At 68.4% G+C, this 17,969-nt stretch carries 15 protein-coding genes; 9 read left to right on the plus strand and 6 right to left on the minus strand.

The features are described 5' to 3' along the window. Positions 1 to 23 precede the first annotated feature (23 nt). On the plus strand, positions 24 to 404 hold the full coding sequence (gene panD, locus PJ250_RS14390) for an aspartate 1-decarboxylase (protein WP_271648659.1): 381 nt from the start codon (positions 24 to 26) through the stop codon (positions 402 to 404). Then, the gene (pgi, locus tag PJ250_RS14395) at positions 404 to 1,906 is read left to right on the plus strand and encodes a glucose-6-phosphate isomerase (RefSeq protein WP_271645258.1); all 1,503 of its coding nucleotides are present in this window, start codon (positions 404 to 406) and stop codon (positions 1,904 to 1,906) included. The genes panD and pgi overlap by 1 nt, the downstream gene beginning before the upstream one ends. A gap of 183 nt (positions 1,907 to 2,089) precedes the next feature. Here pgi and queG read toward each other — a convergent pair whose 3' ends face one another. Further along, on the minus strand, positions 2,090 to 3,169 hold the full coding sequence (gene queG / locus PJ250_RS14400; protein WP_271645259.1) for a tRNA epoxyqueuosine(34) reductase QueG: 1,080 nt from the start codon (positions 3,167 to 3,169) through the stop codon (positions 2,090 to 2,092). Positions 3,170 to 3,194: 25 nt separating this feature from the next. Between queG and PJ250_RS14405 the strand changes: the two genes are divergently transcribed. The 7 genes from PJ250_RS14405 (at position 3,195) to PJ250_RS14435 (ending at position 12,168) form a co-directional block, all read left to right on the plus strand. Next, the gene (locus tag PJ250_RS14405; RefSeq protein ID WP_271645260.1) at positions 3,195 to 4,679 is read left to right on the plus strand and encodes an NAD(P)H-hydrate dehydratase; all 1,485 of its coding nucleotides are present in this window, start codon (positions 3,195 to 3,197) and stop codon (positions 4,677 to 4,679) included. Continuing rightward, a complete protein-coding gene (tsaE, locus tag PJ250_RS14410; RefSeq protein WP_271645261.1) occupies positions 4,679 to 5,134 on the plus strand; it encodes a tRNA (adenosine(37)-N6)-threonylcarbamoyltransferase complex ATPase subunit type 1 TsaE in 456 nt (151 codons plus the stop codon). The genes PJ250_RS14405 and tsaE overlap by 1 nt, the downstream gene beginning before the upstream one ends. Before the next feature lie 146 nt (positions 5,135 to 5,280). Continuing rightward, positions 5,281 to 6,768, plus strand: a complete 1,488-nt coding sequence (locus PJ250_RS14415) for an N-acetylmuramoyl-L-alanine amidase (RefSeq protein WP_271645262.1) — start codon at positions 5,281 to 5,283, stop codon at positions 6,766 to 6,768. An 84-nt stretch (positions 6,769 to 6,852) separates the two neighbouring features. Continuing rightward, complete coding sequence (gene mutL / locus PJ250_RS14420) at positions 6,853 to 8,691, plus strand: DNA mismatch repair endonuclease MutL (protein ID WP_271645263.1); 1,839 nt, start codon at positions 6,853 to 6,855, stop codon at positions 8,689 to 8,691. A gap of 11 nt (positions 8,692 to 8,702) precedes the next feature. After that, positions 8,703 to 9,638, plus strand: a complete 936-nt coding sequence (locus PJ250_RS14425) for a DUF1684 domain-containing protein (protein WP_271645264.1) — start codon at positions 8,703 to 8,705, stop codon at positions 9,636 to 9,638. Positions 9,639 to 9,646: 8 nt separating this feature from the next. Further along, positions 9,647 to 10,570 carry a TraB/GumN family protein gene (locus PJ250_RS14430; RefSeq protein WP_271645265.1) on the plus strand — a complete coding sequence of 308 codons (924 nt, stop codon included), beginning with the start codon at positions 9,647 to 9,649 and terminating at the stop codon, positions 10,568 to 10,570. After that, entirely contained in the window at positions 10,567 to 12,168 is a 1,602-nt protein-coding gene (locus tag PJ250_RS14435) for a tetratricopeptide repeat-containing sulfotransferase family protein (protein ID WP_271645266.1), read from the plus strand. Before PJ250_RS14430 ends, PJ250_RS14435 begins: the two co-directional genes overlap by 4 nt. A gap of 1 nt (position 12,169) precedes the next feature. Here PJ250_RS14435 and rnfB read toward each other — a convergent pair whose 3' ends face one another. The 5 genes from rnfB to metG form a co-directional block, all read right to left on the minus strand. Then, positions 12,170 to 12,601 carry an Rnf electron transport complex subunit RnfB gene (rnfB, locus tag PJ250_RS14440; protein WP_271645267.1) on the minus strand — a complete coding sequence of 144 codons (432 nt, stop codon included), beginning with the start codon at positions 12,599 to 12,601 and terminating at the stop codon, positions 12,170 to 12,172. Between the two features lie 42 nt (positions 12,602 to 12,643). Continuing rightward, the gene (locus PJ250_RS14445; protein WP_271645268.1) at positions 12,644 to 13,234 is read right to left on the minus strand and encodes an HAD-IB family hydrolase; all 591 of its coding nucleotides are present in this window, start codon (positions 13,232 to 13,234) and stop codon (positions 12,644 to 12,646) included. A 19-nt stretch (positions 13,235 to 13,253) separates the two neighbouring features. Beyond that, positions 13,254 to 14,501: an arsenic transporter gene (locus PJ250_RS14450; RefSeq protein ID WP_271645269.1), complete on the minus strand. Its 1,248-nt coding sequence runs from the start codon at positions 14,499 to 14,501 to the stop codon at positions 13,254 to 13,256. Beyond that, positions 14,498 to 15,736: an MFS transporter gene (locus PJ250_RS14455; RefSeq protein ID WP_271645270.1), complete on the minus strand. Its 1,239-nt coding sequence runs from the start codon at positions 15,734 to 15,736 to the stop codon at positions 14,498 to 14,500. The genes PJ250_RS14450 and PJ250_RS14455 overlap by 4 nt, the downstream gene beginning before the upstream one ends. Positions 15,737 to 15,819: 83 nt before the next feature. After that, a complete protein-coding gene (gene metG, locus PJ250_RS14460) occupies positions 15,820 to 17,892 on the minus strand; it encodes a methionine--tRNA ligase (protein WP_271645271.1) in 2,073 nt (690 codons plus the stop codon). Positions 17,893 to 17,969: the final 77 nt, after the last annotated feature.

Raw genomic sequence — 17,969 nt, forward strand, 5'->3', positions numbered from 1 at the left:
TTTTCCTGCCGTTGTCCAAGACGATGCACCTGAGCCTGCTTAAGACCAAGATCCACCGCGCCACTGTCACCCACTCGGAGCTCAACTACGAGGGCTCCATCGCCATCGACGGCAATCTGCTCGAGGCCACCGGCATCCGCGAGTTCGAGCAGGTGCACATCTGGGACGTCACCAACGGCGCGCGCTTCAGCACCTATGCACTTCGTGCCGACGAAGGCAGCGGCATCATTTCGCTCAATGGCGGCGCCGCGCGCCATGTGCAGGTCGGCGACATCATCATCATCGCCGCTTTTGCGAGCATGAGCGAGGCCGAGGCCGACGCGTTCAAGCCCAAGCTGGTGTACGTGGACGGCCAGAACCGAATCACCCATACCAACCAATCGATCCCCAAGCAGGCCGCCTGATGACGAAGTTCGACGCGTTGCAGTCCCACGCCACCCGTCTGCGCGGCGTCCGCGCCCCGGCCTTGTTGGAACAGGATCCTGCACGCGCGTCGGATTTCGCGCTGCGCGTGGGCCCGCTCTACGCCAGCTTCGCGCGCCAGGGTTATGACCGCGACGCACTGGCCGCGCTACATGCACTGGCCGGCGATCTGGACCTGAAGGCCGCTTACCAGCGCTTGTTCACCGGCGAAGTCGTCAACCCGACCGAGGGCCGCGCGGCGTTGCATACCGCCCTGCGCGGCAACCTGACCGATGCCAAGCCCGCGCAGGACGCCTATGCCGAGGCGGCGGCGGTGCGCGCCCACATGGGCAAGTTGGTCGCCGCGCTGGAGGCCAGCGAGGTCACCGACGTGGTCAGCGTGGGCATCGGCGGCTCGGATCTGGGCCCGCGGCATGTCTCAGATGCGTTGCGTCCGCTCAACCCGAAGCTGCGCGTGCACTTTGTGTCCAACGTGGACGGCGCCGCCGCCCAGCGCACGCTGGCCGGGCTGGACCCCAAGACCACCGCCGCGATCCTGATTTCCAAGACCTTCGGCACCCAGGAGACGCTGCTCAACGGCAAGATCCTCGCCGACTGGCTGGGCGGCAGCGAACGCCTGTATGCGGTCAGCGCCAATCCCGAGCGTGCGGCCAAGGCCTTCGACATCCCCGCCGAGCGCGTGCTGCCGATGTGGGACTGGGTCGGCGGCCGTTACTCGCTGTGGTCCTCGGTCGGGTTCCCGATCGCGCTGGCGATCGGCTTCGACCATTTCTGCGCGCTGCTGGATGGCGCTGCGCTGATGGACCGGCACGTGCTGGAAGCCCCGGCCGAGTCCAACCTGGCCATCCGCCACGCGCTCACCGCGATTTGGAACCGCAACGTGCTCGGTCATGCCGCGCACGGGGTGATGACCTACGACCAGCGCCTGGCGTTGCTGCCCAACTATCTGCAGCAGCTGGTGATGGAAAGCCTGGGTAAGTCGGTGCGCATCGACGGCAGTCCGGTGGATTGCGAGACCGTGCCGGTATGGTGGGGCGGGGCGGGCACCGACGTGCAGCACAGCTTCTTCCAGGCGCTGCACCAGGGCACCCAGATCGTGCCGTTGGATTTCGTGGGCACCATCCACAACGACGACCCCTACACCGAGAACCACATCGCGCTGATGTCCAACCTGCTGGCGCAGTCCGAGGCGCTGGCCAACGGACAGTCCAGCGACGACCCGCACCGGAGCTACGCCGGCGGGCGGCCGAGCACGATGATCCTACTCGACGCGCTGACCCCGCAGTCGCTGGGCGCGCTGATCGCCATGTACGAGCACAGCGTCTACGCGCAGTCGCTGGCCTGGGGCATCAACGCCTTCGACCAGTTCGGCGTAGAACTGGGCAAGCAGCTGGCCAACGGCCTGCTGCCGGCGCTCAAGGGCGAGGCCGAAGCCGACGACCCGGTCACCAAAGTGTTGCTGGAGCAGATCCGCACGCGTTGAGGTCGCGGCGCGGCTGTTTCGCCCAGCTGTCGTAGAGCGGAGCTTGCTCCGCTGGGCTTTGGCGGAATTGAGGGGAATGCCCTCGCGGTGAAAGCGTCGGTTGGTGGTTGGGAAAGGCCCTAGCGGAGCAAGCTCCGCTCTACAGGGATGGCCGGAAAAGGCCTCAGCGGAGCAAGGTCCGCTCTACGGGGATGGCGGTGTGTGCTGGGCCAGGGCCCAGGCGACGTGTTCGCGCACCAGGGGCGACGCATCGTCTCGGCGCGAGGCCAGGGCATGCAGGATCTCCGGTGTGGTCGGGGCGTTGCCCAGCGCCACGGCGATGTTGCGCAGCCAGCGCTCGTGTCCGCTGCGGCGGATCGCCGAGCCCTCGGTGCGGCGCAGGAACTCATCCTCGTTCCAGGCGAACAGCTGCGGCAGCGTTGCGGTATCCAGGTCGTTGCGTGCGCGGAAGTCCGGCTCATCGGTGCGCTTGGCGAACTTGTTCCAGGGGCACACCAGCTGGCAGTCGTCGCAGCCGAAGATGCGGTTGCCGATCGGCTTGCGCAGATCCTCGGGAATCGCGCCCTCGTGCTCGATGGTCAGATAGGCGATGCAGCGCCGCGCGTCGAGCCGGTGCGGGGCGACGATGGCTTGGGTGGGGCAGACCTCGATGCAGCGCACGCAGGTGCCGCAGTGCGCGCTGGCCGGCGTGTCGATGGGTAGCGGGATGTCGACGTAGATCTCGCCGAGGAAGAACCACGACCCGCCATCCTTGTCGATCAGGCAGGTGTGCTTGCCGATCCAGCCCAGTCCCGCGTTGCGGGCCAGCGCGCGTTCCAGCACCGGCGCCGAATCGACGAACACGCGATGGCCGAAGGCGCCCACTTCTTCCTGCAACTGCATGGCCAGCTTCTGCAGGCGGTTGCGCATGAGCTTGTGGTAGTCGCGGCCCAGCGCGTAGCGCGCCACGTAGGCGCGGGTGCCGTCGGCCAGTGTGGTCCAGGCCTCGTCGCTGTCGTTGCGTCCGTAATCCAAACCGACCGAGATCACGCGCAGGGTGCCGGGGATCAGTTCCGCAGGCCGCGACCGCAGTTGGCCGTGGCGCGCCATCCAGTCCATCGAACCGTACAAGCCTTCGGCCAGCCAGCTGCGCAGGTGGTCTTCGTCCTGGCCCAGTTCGATGCCGGCGATGCCGCAGCGCTGGAAGCCGAACGCCCGCGCCAGCGTGCGGATCCGCAGCGCCAGGGCGTGCGGATCGGGCGATGTCGCAGACGAAGCAGTCATGCGGCCAAGTATAGAATCGCGCGCCATGACGGCTTTGATTCCCCTGCATGGCGTGGCCGCGGCGCGCACCCTGGACCAACAGGCCAGCGCGCGTCTGGCCGGTGGAGCGTTCGAGCTGATGACCCGGGCCGGCCAGGCCGCATGGGCCTGCCTGCAGTCGCAGTGGCCACAGGCACGGCGCATCACCGTGGTCTGCGGGCCGGGCAACAACGGCGGCGATGGTTACGTGCTGGCGCGGTGCGCCTTGCAGGCCGGTTGCGAGGTCGTGGTCGTGCACCTGGAGGCGCACGTGCCGCAGACCGGGCTGGCCCAGCGGGCCTGCACCGAGTACGTCGCCATGGGTGGACGCGTGGAGTTGTTCCCCGAGGCGTTTCCGCCGGCCGATGTGATGGTTGACGCGCTGTTTGGGCTGGGGCTGTCGCGTGCACCCGAAGGCGAGGCCGAGCAGCTCATCGCCGCGATCAATGCGCAGCCCGCGCCCGTCTTCGCGCTGGATGTCCCCAGCGGCATCGACCCCCGCCGTGGCAGTGCGCCAGGGATCGCCGTGCGCGCCGCGCACACGCTTGAATTCATCGTGCGCCACCACGGGCTGCACACCGGTGCTGGCCTGGAGCATGCCGGCGTGCTGTCCCTGGCCGGGCTGGAGGTCGATAAAGAACTGGTCTCGATGAGCGCGCCCAGCGCGCAGTTGCTGTCCCCCGGCCTGCTGGGGCGCTGGCTGCGCCCGCGTCGGCGGGATGCGCACAAGGGCGAGAGTGGCCGCGTGCTGTGCATCGGCGGCGACCTGGGGCATGGCGGCGCCATCCTCATGACCGCCGAAGCCGCCCTGCGCACCGGCAGCGGGCTGGTCAGCGTCGCAACGCGCCAGGCCCACGTCACGGCGCTGCTGACCCGTCGCCCCGAAGCCATGGTGCATGCCGTGGAATCCAGTCAGGACCTGGCGCCCCTGCTGGAAACGGCCGATGTGATCGCGATCGGCCCCGGCCTTGGACAACAGGACTGGGGGCGGGCGTTGCTGCGCATGGCGCTGGACGCCGGCAAGCCGCTGGTCCTGGATGCCGATGCACTCAACCTGATCGCGGCCAAGCCGCGCGCGCTGGGCGATGCCATCGTGACCCCGCATCCCGGCGAAGCCGCGCGCCTGCTGGGTCGCGCCACGTCGGCCGTGCAGGCGGACCGCTTCGAGGCTGCCACCACGCTGGCCGCGCAACTGCAGGCGACCGTGGTGCTCAAGGGCGCCGGCACCCTGGTGGCCCAGGACGGGGCGCTGCCACGGGTGGTGGCAGCGGGCAATCCGGGCATGGCGACCGGGGGCATGGGCGATGTGCTCACCGGCGTCATCGCCTCGCTGCGCGGGCAGGGCCTGTCGGCCTTCGATGCCGCCAGCGCCGGCGCGCTCCTGCATGGCATGGCCGGCGATGTCGCGGCCAAGCGCGGGCAGCGAGGCCTGCTGGCGACCGACCTGTTCGACGCGCTGCCTGCCTTGGCCAACCCGGAGCCGGTGACCTGATGCAATTCCATTTGAACGATTCCGATGCCACGGCGCGCCTCGGCCACGCGCTGGCGCGGACGCGGCCGCCCCTGGCGGCGGTTCATCTGCACGGTGACCTGGGCGCCGGCAAGTCCACGCTGGCCCGTGCGTTGTTGCGTGGGCTGGGGGTCACCGGGTCGGTGCGCAGTCCCACCTACACGCTGATCGAGCGGTATCCCATCGAAGGCGGCGAGGCCTGGCACCTGGATCTGTATCGGTTGGGAGACGCCTCGGAACTCGACTTTCTGGGCCTGGACGAGGCGGTGGCCACCCTGTGGCTCATCGAGTGGCCGGAAAAGGGCCGCGGAGGCCTGCCGCCGCCCGACCTGGACATCCATCTCGGCATCGCCGGCGAGGGGCGGGACGCACGCCTGGTGGCCGGGACAGAGGCCGGCGCGACCTGGCTGGAATCTCTACACGGCCTTCACAGTTAGGGGGTGTTCGTGCTGTCGGATGAGAGGAAGTTTCGGCAGGTTACGGATTATTAAGGGAAAACGGCTTGCATCCCCTCCGTGTTAATGCTTGAATTCGGCCCATGCCGAAGGGGATGACCGCATTTGCGATCGTGTTGGGGAGCGCCATGCTCTTCCAAGGCGTGCCTGCGGCCGACGCGGGTGAGGTGCGCGGCATCGAAGTTGTCAACGGTGCCACCGGCACACGCGCCGAAATCGAGTTGCAGGGCGCGGGCCAGTACAAGACCATTTCGCTGGCCGGGCCTGACCGGCTGGTGGTCGACCTCCCCGAATCGTCCGCGCCCAAGGGCCTGAAGCTTCCGGCCGGCGCTGGCGTGGTGACGTCGGTCCGCACCGGGCAGCCAGTCCCGGGCACGCTGCGCGTGGTGTTCGACCTGGCCGGGCCGGTCAAGGCCATGTCGCCGCGAATGGAAGGCAGTGGCGCCAGCTCACGGCTGGTCATCGAATGGCCGGGCGATGGTCCGTCCAGCGGTGGAACCGTGGCGGCGTCTTCGACATCCGCCTCGCAGGCCACCTCGGCCTTGGCCGATGCGGCGCGCAAGGCCGCCGTGTCTGCCGCTGTCCCAGCGCCGACGCCTGTCGCCGAAGTCCCTGCCGCCGCGCCTTCCACGCCGGTGACCAGCGTGACGGCAGGTGCGTTGTCGCCTGCGGCGATCCTGGCCGGCCAGCCCGTGCCGGGCGTGGAGCCCCCTGCCGATGCCCCGATGACGGTCGCCCCTGGCGTGACCGTCGCCACCGGCAGGCCGGCCCCGGTCAAGGCGCCTGCGGTTCCGGCCGATGCGCCGGCGACGGTGCTGCCGCAACCCAAGCTGGCCATGCGCGCGGGCATGCGGCCCTTGATCATCGCCATCGACGCCGGCCACGGTGGGCAGGATTCCGGTGCGATCGGGCCGACCGGTAAATACGAAAAGAACGTCACCCTGGCCATCGCCCGCCAGTTGGCCAAGCAGATCGACGCCACCCCGGGCCTGAAGTCCTATCTGACCCGCGATGGCGACTACTTCATCCCGCTCAACCAGCGTGCGGTCAAGGCGCGCGCGGCGCATGCGGACATGTTCATCTCCATCCACGCCGACGCCGCGGAAAACCGCAGCGCAAGCGGGTCGTCCGTCTATGTCCTGTCGCTGAAGGGCGCAACCTCGCAACGCGCCCGCTGGCTGGCCGACAAGGAGAACGCCTCGGATCTGGTCGGCGGACGCAACTTGCAGAAAGTGGACAGCACCCTGGGCTCGGTGTTGATCGACCTGGCGCAGAGCGGCCATATGAAGGCGTCGGAGAACGCGGCCGACTTCGTGCTCGATGGCCTCAAGCAGGTCAACAACACCCACAAGTCGCACTTGGAAAAGGCCAATTTCGCGGTGCTGCGCACCTCGGACATGCCGGCGATGCTGGTGGAGACGGCCTTCATCTCCAACTATGCCGAAGAAAAGCAGCTGACCGACCCCAGCTATCAGCGCAGGCTGGCCACGGCCATCCTGGGCGGCGTGGAAACCTATTTCTCGCGTGAGCCGCCGCCAGGCACGCTGTTCGCCGCCCGTGCGCAGGCCGCGCTGGCCGACAACGGCGGTGTGACGGCGGGTGGCGGATCGCCCTGAGGCGCGTCGGATTCTGAAGTCGGGCAGGTGCCTCGGCTATCATCGGGGCTGGTTTCACTCGCGCTTCCAGCGCCATCCTCGCCCGTGCCGATCCGCCAGCTCCCCGATACCCTCATCAACCAGATCGCCGCCGGCGAAGTGGTCGAACGACCTGCCTCGGTGGTCAAGGAACTGGTCGAAAACGCGCTGGATGCCGGCGCACGCCGGGTCGAAATCGACCTGGAAGAGGGCGGTGCGCGGCTGATCCGGATCCGCGATGACGGCGGCGGCATCGCTCCGGAGGAACTGCCGCTGGCGGTGTCCCGTCACGCGACCAGCAAGATCGCCTCGCTCGATGATCTGGAGACCGTGGCCACGCTCGGTTTCCGTGGGGAGGCGCTGCCGTCGATCGCTTCGGTCAGCCGATTCTCGTTGAGTTCGCGGCGCGCGCAGGACGCGCATGGCCACGGCCTGCAGGTGGAGGGTGGCCGCGTCGGTGAAGTCGCGCCCAAACAGCAGGCACCCGGGACGACCGTCGAGGTCCGCGAGCTGTTCTACAACGTGCCGGCGCGGCGCAAGTTTCTGCGCGCCGAGCGCACCGAGCTGGGGCATATCGAGGAGTGGTTGCGCTCTCTGGCCCTGGCGCGTCCGGATGTGGAATTGCGGGTGTCGCACAACGGCCGGCCGTCGCGTCGCTACAAGGGCGACGGGGCGAGCGAGCCGGTGCTGCGCCTGCATGAAACCCTTGGCGAGGAGTTCGCCCAGCATGCCTTGCGCGTCGAGCACAGCGGGGCCGGGTTGCGCCTGCACGGCTGGATCGCGCAGCCGGCGTATTCGCGCGCCAGCGCCGACCAGCAGTACGTCTACGTCAACGGGCGCGCCGTGCGTGACCGCAACATCGCCCATGCGGTGAAGATGGCCTATCAGGACGTGCTCTACCACGGGCGCCAGCCGGCGTACGTGCTGTTCCTGGAGCTGGACCCGGCGCGGGTGGACGTCAACGTGCATCCGGCCAAGCACGAGGTCCGCTTCCGTGAGTCGCGGATGATCCACGACTTCGTCTATCGCACCTTGCAGGAGGCGTTGGCGGGCACGCGTGCGGGCATCGGCGCCGGTGCGGCGCCGGCCGAGGGCTTGCCTGCATCGGCGCCGATGCCCTTCGCCCAGTCCGCCTACGGCACGCCGGCACCGGCGACGGTGCCACAGCACCTGCAGTGGACCGGGCACCAGCAGTCGCCGCTGGGCCTGCGCGTGGCCGATGCGCCCAGCGCCTACGCGGCCCTGTATGCGGGACCATCGATCAGCCAGTCCGCGCAGCCGGCGCCGATGCAGATGCCGGCCAACGATGCCGCCGGCGGCATCCCGCCGTTGGGCTACGCGGTGGCTCAGTTGCACGGCATCTACATCCTGGCCGAGAACGCCGAAGGCCTGATCGTGGTGGACATGCATGCCGCCCACGAACGCATCGGCTACGAGCGCCTGAAGACCGCGCACGATGGCATCGGCCTGACTTCGCAGCCGCTGCTGGTGCCGATGACCCTGGCGGTGGCCGAGCGCGAAGCCGATGTCGCCGAGCGCGAGACCGCGACGTTGACCCAGCTTGGCTTCGATGTCACCCGCAGCGGTCCGCAGAGCCTGAGCGTACGCAGCGTGCCGGCCCTGCTGGCTCACGCCGAGCCTGGCGCGCTGTTGCGCGACGTGCTGGCCGACCTGCGCGAGCACGGCCAGACCCGCCGCGTGGCGGCCGCACGCGACGAACTGCTCTCGACGATGGCCTGCCATGGCGCCGTGCGTGCCAACCGCAAGCTCACCGTTCCCGAAATGAACGCCCTGCTGCGCGACATGGAAATCACCGAGCGCTCGGGGCAGTGCAATCACGGACGCCCGACCTGGGCGCACTTCAATCTGGCCGAGATCGACAAATGGTTCCTGCGCGGGCGTTGATGATTCCAACCGTGGCCGTTCGTGGGCTGCTGCTGGCCACCGTACTGCTGGCAAGTTGCAGCGAGCCGCCGGCGCCTGCGGTGCAGCGGCAAGCGCCTTCCGATGTCGACTTCCTGGCCGACAACGCGGTGTGGCGGAACCAGCGGCGCGAGGCCCTGCTGGCGCCCGATGGCTGGACCAGCCTGGTCGGGCTGCACTGGCTCGAGCTCAAGTCGCATTACATCGGCAGCGGGACCGGTAGTGGGATCGTGCTGGAGGTCGGGCCGCCCAAGCTGGGCCTGGTCCAGCAGCAGGGAGACAAGGTGTACTTCACGCCCGAGCGCGGCGTGATGGTCACCGCGGACGGCCAGCCGCTGAAGCGGCGCATCCGCCTGGTGGACGACCAGTCGGGCCCACCGACGGTGATCGGCTTCAGCGGCGGCGCGGACCAGATGACCTTGATCCATCGCGGCGAGCGCTACGGACTGCGGATCAAGAGCGCCGACGCCGCCGCGCGCCTGCAGTTCACCCAGATCAACTACTACACCCCAAGCCCGGCCTGGCGTATCGAAGGCCACTTCACGCCCAGCCCGGCCGGTACCACGCTCACCTTCGTCGACATGGTCGGCAACACCGTGGCCGCGCCCAGCCCGGGCATTGTCAGCTTCGAGCACGACGGCAAGGCCTACCAGCTCACGGCGATGGAAGGGGACGAGGGCGGACTGTTTTTCGTCCTGGCCGATCGCACCAGCGGGCACGGCTCGTACCCGGCCGGGCGCTTCCTGGACACCGCCGCGCCGGCCGCCGATGGCGCGGTCACGCTGGATTTCAATCGGGCCTACAACCCGCCGTGCGTGTTCACCCGCTTCGCTACCTGCCCATTGCCGCCGGCGCAGAATCGTCTGGACCTGACGATCGACGCAGGCGAAAAGATGTACACCGGGCCGGTGGGCGGTGAGTCCTCTTGAACAGCGTCGTGACCCGCTGGCGGGGTGGCGGCCTGCGCCTGTGGCTGGGCCTGTGTCTGGCCTGCGTGCCGCTCTTGGCCAGTGCCGCGCCACCGGTGCCGCTGTTGTGGAAGGTGACCCACGGTCAGCACACCCTGTACCTGCTGGGCTCCTTTCATCTGCTCAAGCCCGATGACTACCCCCTTTCTGCGGACGTGGACGCCGCGTTCGCCGATGCCGAGCAGCTCGTGCTGGAGCTGTCCGGTGACGAACTGTCTTCGCCTGCGCTGGGCCAGGCCATGTATGCCGCCGCGCGGCTGCCAGACGGCCAGACGCTGGAGCAGCGCCTCAACCCGTCGACTTGGCAGGCGCTGGTGGATTACGCGCATGCGCACAACCTGCCGGTGGAGAGCTTCCAGCACCTGGAGCCCTGGTTGGTGGCGATCAGCGTCAGCCTGCAGGAGATGGTGGCGCAGGGGTTGGACCCCAAGCTCGGCCTGGACGTGCATTTCATCGAGTTGGCGCGTCAGGCCGGCAAGCCCGTCACGGGGCTGGAGCGTGGCCAGCAGCAGATCGACATGCTCGATGGGATGACGCCGCTCGAACAGGAGCAGTACCTGGCCGAGACCCTGGACGACGCCGGGGCCACCGGCGCGGCCGAAAGCGCGCGCCTGCATGACGCCTGGCGTGACGGCGATATTGCGACCCTGCGCGATGGCATGGCCGCCGACATGAAGCGCGAGTACCCGCAGCTCTATCAGCGCATCAACGTGGCGCGCAACGATGCCTGGGTCCCGAAGCTGGCCCAGCGCCTCGAAGGCCCGGGTGACGATGACACCCTGGTCGTCGTGGGCGCGCTGCACCTGCTCGGCCCCGACGGCGTCGTCGAGAAGCTGCGCGCGAAAGGGTACGCGGTGGAGCGGATCTGCAGCGCCTGCAAGGCAGCGCGATGAATCAAGCCGATCGACGTTCGGAGATGCAACTGCGCGCGCAATACGGCGCGGCGATCGAAGCACTCAATCAGCGGGACTGGAACCGTGCGCGACAGATCGCCGATGCGATCGTGCTGCAAGCGCCGCGGCATGGTGGGGTGCATTTCGTCTGTGGAATTGCCGCCCTGGAGATGGGTGACATGCGGGCCGCGTTTCGACATATGAGCGCGGCGGTGCAGCTCAGTCCGGCGCGTTCTGATTACGCCGCGCAGCTGGCCCGTGTGCTGTTGGAATGTCATCTGCAGAGGGAAGCGATCGAGCAGGCCGACCGCGCGATGTCGCTGGGGCCAGACGACCCCTTGACCCTGAATACGCTGGCGGTGGTCTACACCCGCGCCAACGCGCACGGTCAAGCTGTCCAGGCGTTCGAGCGCGCCGTGCAACGCCTGCCTGGACAAGCCAGCCTGCACTTCAATCTGGCAACTTCGCTGACAGCCAACGGCGATCTCACGCGGGCTGTCGAAGCATGCGAAACATGTATCGGCCTGGATCCGCACTTCTGGAAAGCCCACCTGACCTTGGCGCAACTTTCCAAACAGACTCCCGCCAGCAACCACATCCCCCGGTTGGAGTCTCTTCTCGCAGGCAACGATGTCCGGCCTGATGCGGCGCTGTATCTCCATCTTGCGCTGGAAAAAGAGTACGACGATCTCGGCGACTACGAGCGGGCGCTCGGCCATCTCATCGCAGGAAAGCGCGCGTGGCAGGGGCAACTGGACCGATCAGGTGACTCGGACGCCGCCATCTTCGACGCCATTATCGAAACCTGTAGTGCCGTGCCTGCCCCCGAGGCAGGTCATCGAACGGATGAGCCGATCTTCATCTTTGGAATGCCGCGCACTGGAACAACGCTGGTGGAGCGTATCGTGTCGTCGCATTCTCAGGTGCATGCGGCCGGCGAGCTGCAAGTATTTCCTTTGTCCTTCAAGCGTGCCACGGGATCACGCACGCCTTGGCCGCTTGACCGGTCCACCGTCTTCGCCAGCGCCCATTTGAACTGGCAGGCACTTGGCGCCAGCTATCTGGCAGGGACGCGGCCGCTCACCGGTCACACGCCACGATTCATTGACAAGCTTCCCCACAACTTTCTCTACGCTGGCTGGATTGCGCGCGCGATGCCGAACGCGAAGATGATCTGCCTGCGGCGTGATCCCATGGACAGCTGCATCGCGAATTTTCGACAGCTCTTCGCGCTGACGTCCCCCGTTTACAACTACTCGTTCGACTTGCTCGAAACAGGCAGGTATTGGCTGCTATTTGACCGACTGATGCACCATTTTCAGCAGGTGATGCCTGGCCGCATCCTGGAAGTGCACTACGAGGACGTGGTCGACGACCAGGAAGGCCAGACCCGGCGCCTGCTCGAACATTGCGGCCTGCCGTGGGAGGACGCCTGCCTGCAGTTCGAGAAGAACACCGCGCCGGTGTCCACGGCCAGCGCCGTACAGGTGCGCTCGAAGATCTACCGCAGTTCGCTGCAGCGCTGGAAGCGCTACGGGCCGATGGTCGACGAACTGCGCGACCTGCTGGCGCAGGGCGGCGCGCCGGTCGGCGAGTGAATCAGGCGGCAGTTGCGTCCGCCGCGATCATTTCGATGCAGTCCACCGGGCACGGCGGGACGCACAGGCCACAGCCGGTGCACAGGTCCTCCAGCACGGTGTGCATGAACTTGGCGCCGCCGATGATGGCGTCCACCGGACAGGCCTGGATGCACTTGGTGCAGCCGATGCAGTCGGCTTCGACGATCAGCGCCACCTGCGGCGGCAGGTGCTGACCACGATTGCGGTCGAATGGCACCGCGGGCACGTCGAGCAATCGGGCCAGGGCACGTGCACCGGCATCACCACCCGGCGGGCAGCGCTCCACGCCGGCCTGGCCACGCGCCATCGCCTCGGCATAGGGCCGGCAGCCATCGAAGCCGCATTGCCCGCATTGGGTCTGCGGCAGCAGGCGGTCGAGGCGGTCGGCGAGAGAGAGCGGGGCGTTGGTCATGCGTGGCGAAGGCTGCGCGGTGTGGGGTCAGGGTAACTTGGGTCAGGAGACGCGGCGGCCGCGATACCAGCGCGCGTGCGCCAGCGCCAGCATGGGCTTGTCTTCGGCGCTGTCGCCGTAGGCGTGGATGCGGTCGAACGCGGTGAGATCGTACTGCGCCTGGATCCGTTCCACCTTGCGCGGGCCACAGTCGGCGATGTCGTAACGCCCCGTGCAGAGGCCGGCACGGCTCTCCAGCCGGTTACAGATGAGTTCCAGTCCTTCGGCGCGACACCAGGGCTGCAGATACGCGTCCAAGGAGGCCGAGACCACCACGACGGTGTCGCCACGCTGCAGGTGCGTCTTGAGGGCGTGGCGCATCTCGGGACGAATCAGCCCTGGCAGCACCTGCGCGGCATACCGCGCGCCGGCGTCATAGACATCGTCCAGCCTGCGGCCGCCGAAGCCAATCCGCGTGACCCGCGCGCGGATCGACGCGGCCGACATCAGTCTGGCCCGGTAAGCCAGCAGCCAAGGGGCCACGTTCCACTTCGCCCGCGCCAGTTGCTCCGGCGTCGCGATGCGGCGCAGAAAACCCGCGTAGGTATCGCGCGTGGTCAGCGTGTGGTCGAAGTCGAAAAGCGCCAGCTGCATCGTGATCCTTGAAATACCTTCAGCCCAGCGCCAGGCGCACGGCGATCGCCGCGGCCAGCGCGGGTAGGGTGACCAGCAGACCCAGGCGCAGGAACTGGAAGAAGCCCACGTGCTCGCCCTCGCGGCGCAGGATCGACAGCCACAACAGGGTCGCCAGCGAACCGCTGACGGCGATATTGGGGCCCAGGTCCACCGCGATCAGCGCGGCGTCGCGCACCACTTCCGGTGGTGCGGCCTGGGCCAGTGTGGCGCTGGTCAGCAGCCCGACCGGCAGGTTGTTGGCAAGGTTGCCTGCGATGGTCGTGGCGACTGCGATCATCCAAGTGGCCTGGGGCGTGCCGGCCAGGAGCTGGTCGCGCAGCAGGCTGGCCAGCGTCGCCACCAAGCCGGTCTGGCGCAGTGCCTCGACCAGCACGAACAACCCAGCCACCAGCGGCAGCACGCCCCAGTTGACGCCGGTCAGCACTGGCCACGGCGCGCTGCGACTGCGTAGCGAGACGGCCAGCACCGCCAGCACGGCCATCGCCGCAGTCGGCCAGCCCAATGGCCAGTTCCGCCACGACGCCAGCATCAGCACCAGCGCGGTCGCGCCCAGGGCGTATAGCGTCAGCCGGGCGTGGGCGTTGATCGGCGTCAGCGGAACGTCCGTGGAGACCGCGCCGGCCAGCGCGCGCCGCTGGCTCCAGGCCAGCACCGCAAAGGTCAGCACGATGGCGACCAGCGAAGGCAGCCCGAACCGCACCAGCCACTGCGGCAACGGCGGCATGTGCGTGCCGAACATCACCAGGTTGGCCGGGTTGGAGATCGGCAGCACGAAGCTGGCCGCGTTGGCGACGAAGGCGCAGGCGAACAACAGCGGCAGCATCGGCGCGCGCGCCTTGCGTGCCACTGCGATGACCGCCGGGGTCAGCACCACGGCGGTGGCATCGTTGGACAAGAACGTCGTCACGACCACCCCGGTGGCGAACACCAGCGCGAACAAGCGCCGCCCCGATCCGCGTGCATGCCGCACCGCCAACTGCGCGACCCAGTCGAACAGGCCTTCGCGGCGCGCAAGTTCAGACAGCAGCAGCATGCCGGCCAGGAACAGGTACACATCCAGGCCTTCGCCCACCGCATGGCCCACATCCATCCACGGCAGGGCGCCGGCCAGCGCCACGACCAGCGCGCCAGCCACGGCGTAGACCCATTCGGGCAGGCGGCCGGGGCGCGTCACCACGCAGCCCACCGTCGCCGCCGTCGTCGCCCAGACCAGCCAGGGCGTCATGCGATCGCGTCTCGCGCAGCGGTTCGCATGCCGGGCAGCAACCAGGGCACCAGGGAGAGCACCGCCACGCTGCCCAGCGCCAGGAAGGCGACGCGATAGCTCCAGCTCTGTGCGATCCAGCCGCCCAGCGCGGGACTGAGCGAGGCGCCCACGCCCTGCAGGGTCATCACCAGGCCCTGCGCGGCGTTGGTGCGCCCGGTCCCGCGCATCAGGCTGGCGACGGTCGTCGGCACCGCCACGCTCTGCAGACCGGCACCGATGCCATCCAGCGCCTGCACCGGCAGGGCACCCCACATCGAGCCCAGCGTGCTGGCCGCGACCAGCCCGCGCAGCGGCAGGGCGACGAAGGTCATCAGCAGCACCCACCAATGCCCATAGCGCGGCAGCAGCCGCATCGCCGCCAGCGAGGCCAGCACCATCACCAGTTGAGCGATGATCACCGTCGCGGCGGTGAATACCGCCGGGTTGGCCGCATGCGTGGCCACCGCCGCCTGGCCATACAGCGGCAGCATGGCCGCATTGCCCAGGTGGAAGAACAGCAAGGCGATGCCCAGCAACAGCAGCGTGCGCTGTCGCAGCAGCGCACGCCAGCGCAACGCCTGCGCGGGCAGCGCCGTTTCGCCGGCCATCTCGCTGCCGCGTGCGGCCTGGTGGTCGATCTGGCGTGGGTCGATCAGCCACAGGCTGGCGGTGGCCAGCAGCGCAAAGCTGCCCAGGAGCGCGAAAACGGCCACCAGCCCGAACTTCCAGCCCAGATAGCCGGCGACCAGAGCCGCCATGACGTTGCCAGCATGGTTGGCCACCTGGTTGCGCGCCATCTGCCGTTCGAACCCGGCCTGCCGCACCAGGCCCAGCGTCAATCCCGTCAGCGCCGGACCGATGATCGCCCCGCACAGGCCGCTGGCCACCTGCGAGGCGACCACCACCGGAAAGGCATGCGACACCAGTACCAGGCAACTGCTCGCCACGGTCAGCAGACAGGCGAGCGCCACGACCGCACGCTTGCGCCGGGTGGCGTCCACCAGCGCGCCGGCCGGGACCGTGCCAAGCAGTCCGGCGATACCACCGGCGGTCATCGCCAGGCCGATGGCCCCGGCCTGCCAGCCCAGCGCCTGCAGTTGGACGCCCAGGAAGGGGCCAAGCCCGTCCTGCACATCGGCGATCAAGAAGTTCAGTCCGGTCAGCGCACGCTGGGATCGCGGACTGGCATCGGGACTCGAAGGCGCTGGGGGCATGGAAGCGGGGCGCAAGGTGCTCGGCCGACTCTACGGTGTGCGCATCGGCCGGAGGTGTGAAGGCGCTTGCGGGCGTTGCGCGGTCAGCGCACCGGCATGCCGGGCTGCGCGCCTGCGTCGGCGTCCAGCAACGCCAGCGCGCCGCCGTCGAAACCCGCCGACAGGATCATCCCTTCGCTGATGCCAAAGCGCATTTTGCGCGGCGCCAGGTTGGCGATGAACACCACGCTGCGGCCGACCAGCTTGTCTGGCTCGCCGTAGCTGGCGCGGATGCCGGAGAAGATCTGGCGCTTGCCCAGCTCGCCGGCATCCAGTTCGAAGCGCAGCAGCTTGTCCGAGCCCTCCACGAACTCGCACACCAGCACCTTGCCGATGCGCAGGTCGAGCTTGGCGAAGTCGTCGATGCCGATGGTGGCCGGGCCATCGCCAGGTGCCGCTGCGGGTGCCGGCGCGGCGGCCTGCTTCTTTTCCTGCGGTTTGGCGGGGGCTGCGGCGGGCGCGGCGGCGAGGGTGTCCTTGGAGGCGTCGGTCATGGCGTCGATCAGTTTCGGGTCAATGCGGGTGAACAGGGCGGCATACGGCTGGATGACGTGCGCGGTCAGCGGCTGGGCCAGTTCCTCCCAGCCCAGCACCGGCGCGGACAGGAAGGCCTCGGCCTCGGCGGTGACGCGCGGCAGCACCGGCTTGAGGCCGGCGACCAGCACGCGGAACAGGTTCAGGCCCTGGGTACAGACCGCCTGCAACTGGGCGTCCGCGCCCTCCTGCTTGGCGATCACCCACGGCTTGTGGTCGTCGATGTACTTGTTGGCCTCGTCGGCCAGCGCCATCACCTGGCGGATGGCGGCGGCCGGATCGTTGCGCTCGTAGGCCTCGCGCACCGGCGCCAGTGCTTCGACGAAGCGCTGGTACTGCGCCGCATCGGGCAGGGCGTCTGCGAGCTTGCCGTCGAAGCGCTTGCCGATGAACCCGGCGCAGCGGCTGGCCAGGTTGACGAACTTGCCGACCAGGTCCGCGTTGACGCGGGCGATGAAATCGCCCAGGTTCAGGTCCAGGTCGTCGGTGCCGCCGGAGGATTTGGCCGCGAAGTAGTAACGCAGTGCCTCCGGCTCCAGCCCGACATCCAGATAGGTGCGGGCCATGATGAAGGTGCCCCGCGACTTGGACATCTTGGCTCCGTCCACGGTCAGGTAGCCATTGACGTGCAGGCGCGTCGGCGCGCGGTAGCCGGTGCCGTGCAGCACCGCCGGCCAGAACAGGCCGTGGAAGTTGACGATGTCCTTGCCGATGAAATGGTGCAACTCGGTCTGGGAGCCGGCGACCAGGTGTGCGGCGAAGTCTTCACCGGTCCGCGCGCACAGGCTGCGGAACGAGGACAGGTAGCCGATCGGCGCATCCAGCCACACGTAGAAATACTTGCCCGGCTGATTCGGAATCTCGAAGCCGAAGTAGGGCGCATCGCGCGAGATGTCCCAGGCGCGCAGGCCGCCTTCTGCATCCAGCCACTCGCGCAGCTTGGCCTTGACCCCGGGCAGGGCGACATCGCCGGCCAGCCACTGCCGCAGGAAGCCGTCGAAGTGCCCGACCTCGAAGAAGAAGTGCTCCGAGTCGCGCAGCTCCGGCGTGGCGCCGGAGATCACCGACTTGGGCTCCTTCAGATCGGTCGGCGAATACGTGGCGCCGCAGACCTCGCAGTTGTCGCCGTACTGGTCGGCGCTGCCGCAGTTGGGGCAGATGCCCTTGATGTACCGATCCGGCAGGAACATGCCCTTGGCCGGGTCGTAGAACTGGGCCACGCTGCGGCGGCTGATGTGGCCGGCCTGCTCGAGCTTGAGATAGAACTGCTCGGTCAGCTCGCGGTTGACCTGCGAGTTGGTCGAATCGTAGTGGTCGAACGCCACGCCGAACGCAGCGAAGTCGCGCTCATGGCTGGCCTGGATGTTGGCGATGAAGGCTTCCGGGGTGACACCGGCCTTCTCGGCCGCCAGCATGATCGGCGTGCCGTGGGTATCGTCGGCGCAGACGTAGAAAACGTTGTCGCCGCGCATGCGTCGCGCCCGCACCCAGATGTCGGCCTGGATGTAGCCCACCAGGTGGCCCAGGTGCAGCGGGCCATTGGCGTAGGGCAGGGCATTGGAAACGAGCGCGGTGCGGGTCATGGGGAGACAGCGGAACGAGGGGGACGCGATTATCGCATGCCCGCCTGCCGGCCCCTGGGCACAAAAAAGCCCGGCCG

It is taken from the genome of Pseudoxanthomonas sp. JBR18, assembly GCF_028198165.1.
GTDB lineage: Bacteria > Pseudomonadota > Gammaproteobacteria > Xanthomonadales > Xanthomonadaceae > Pseudoxanthomonas_A.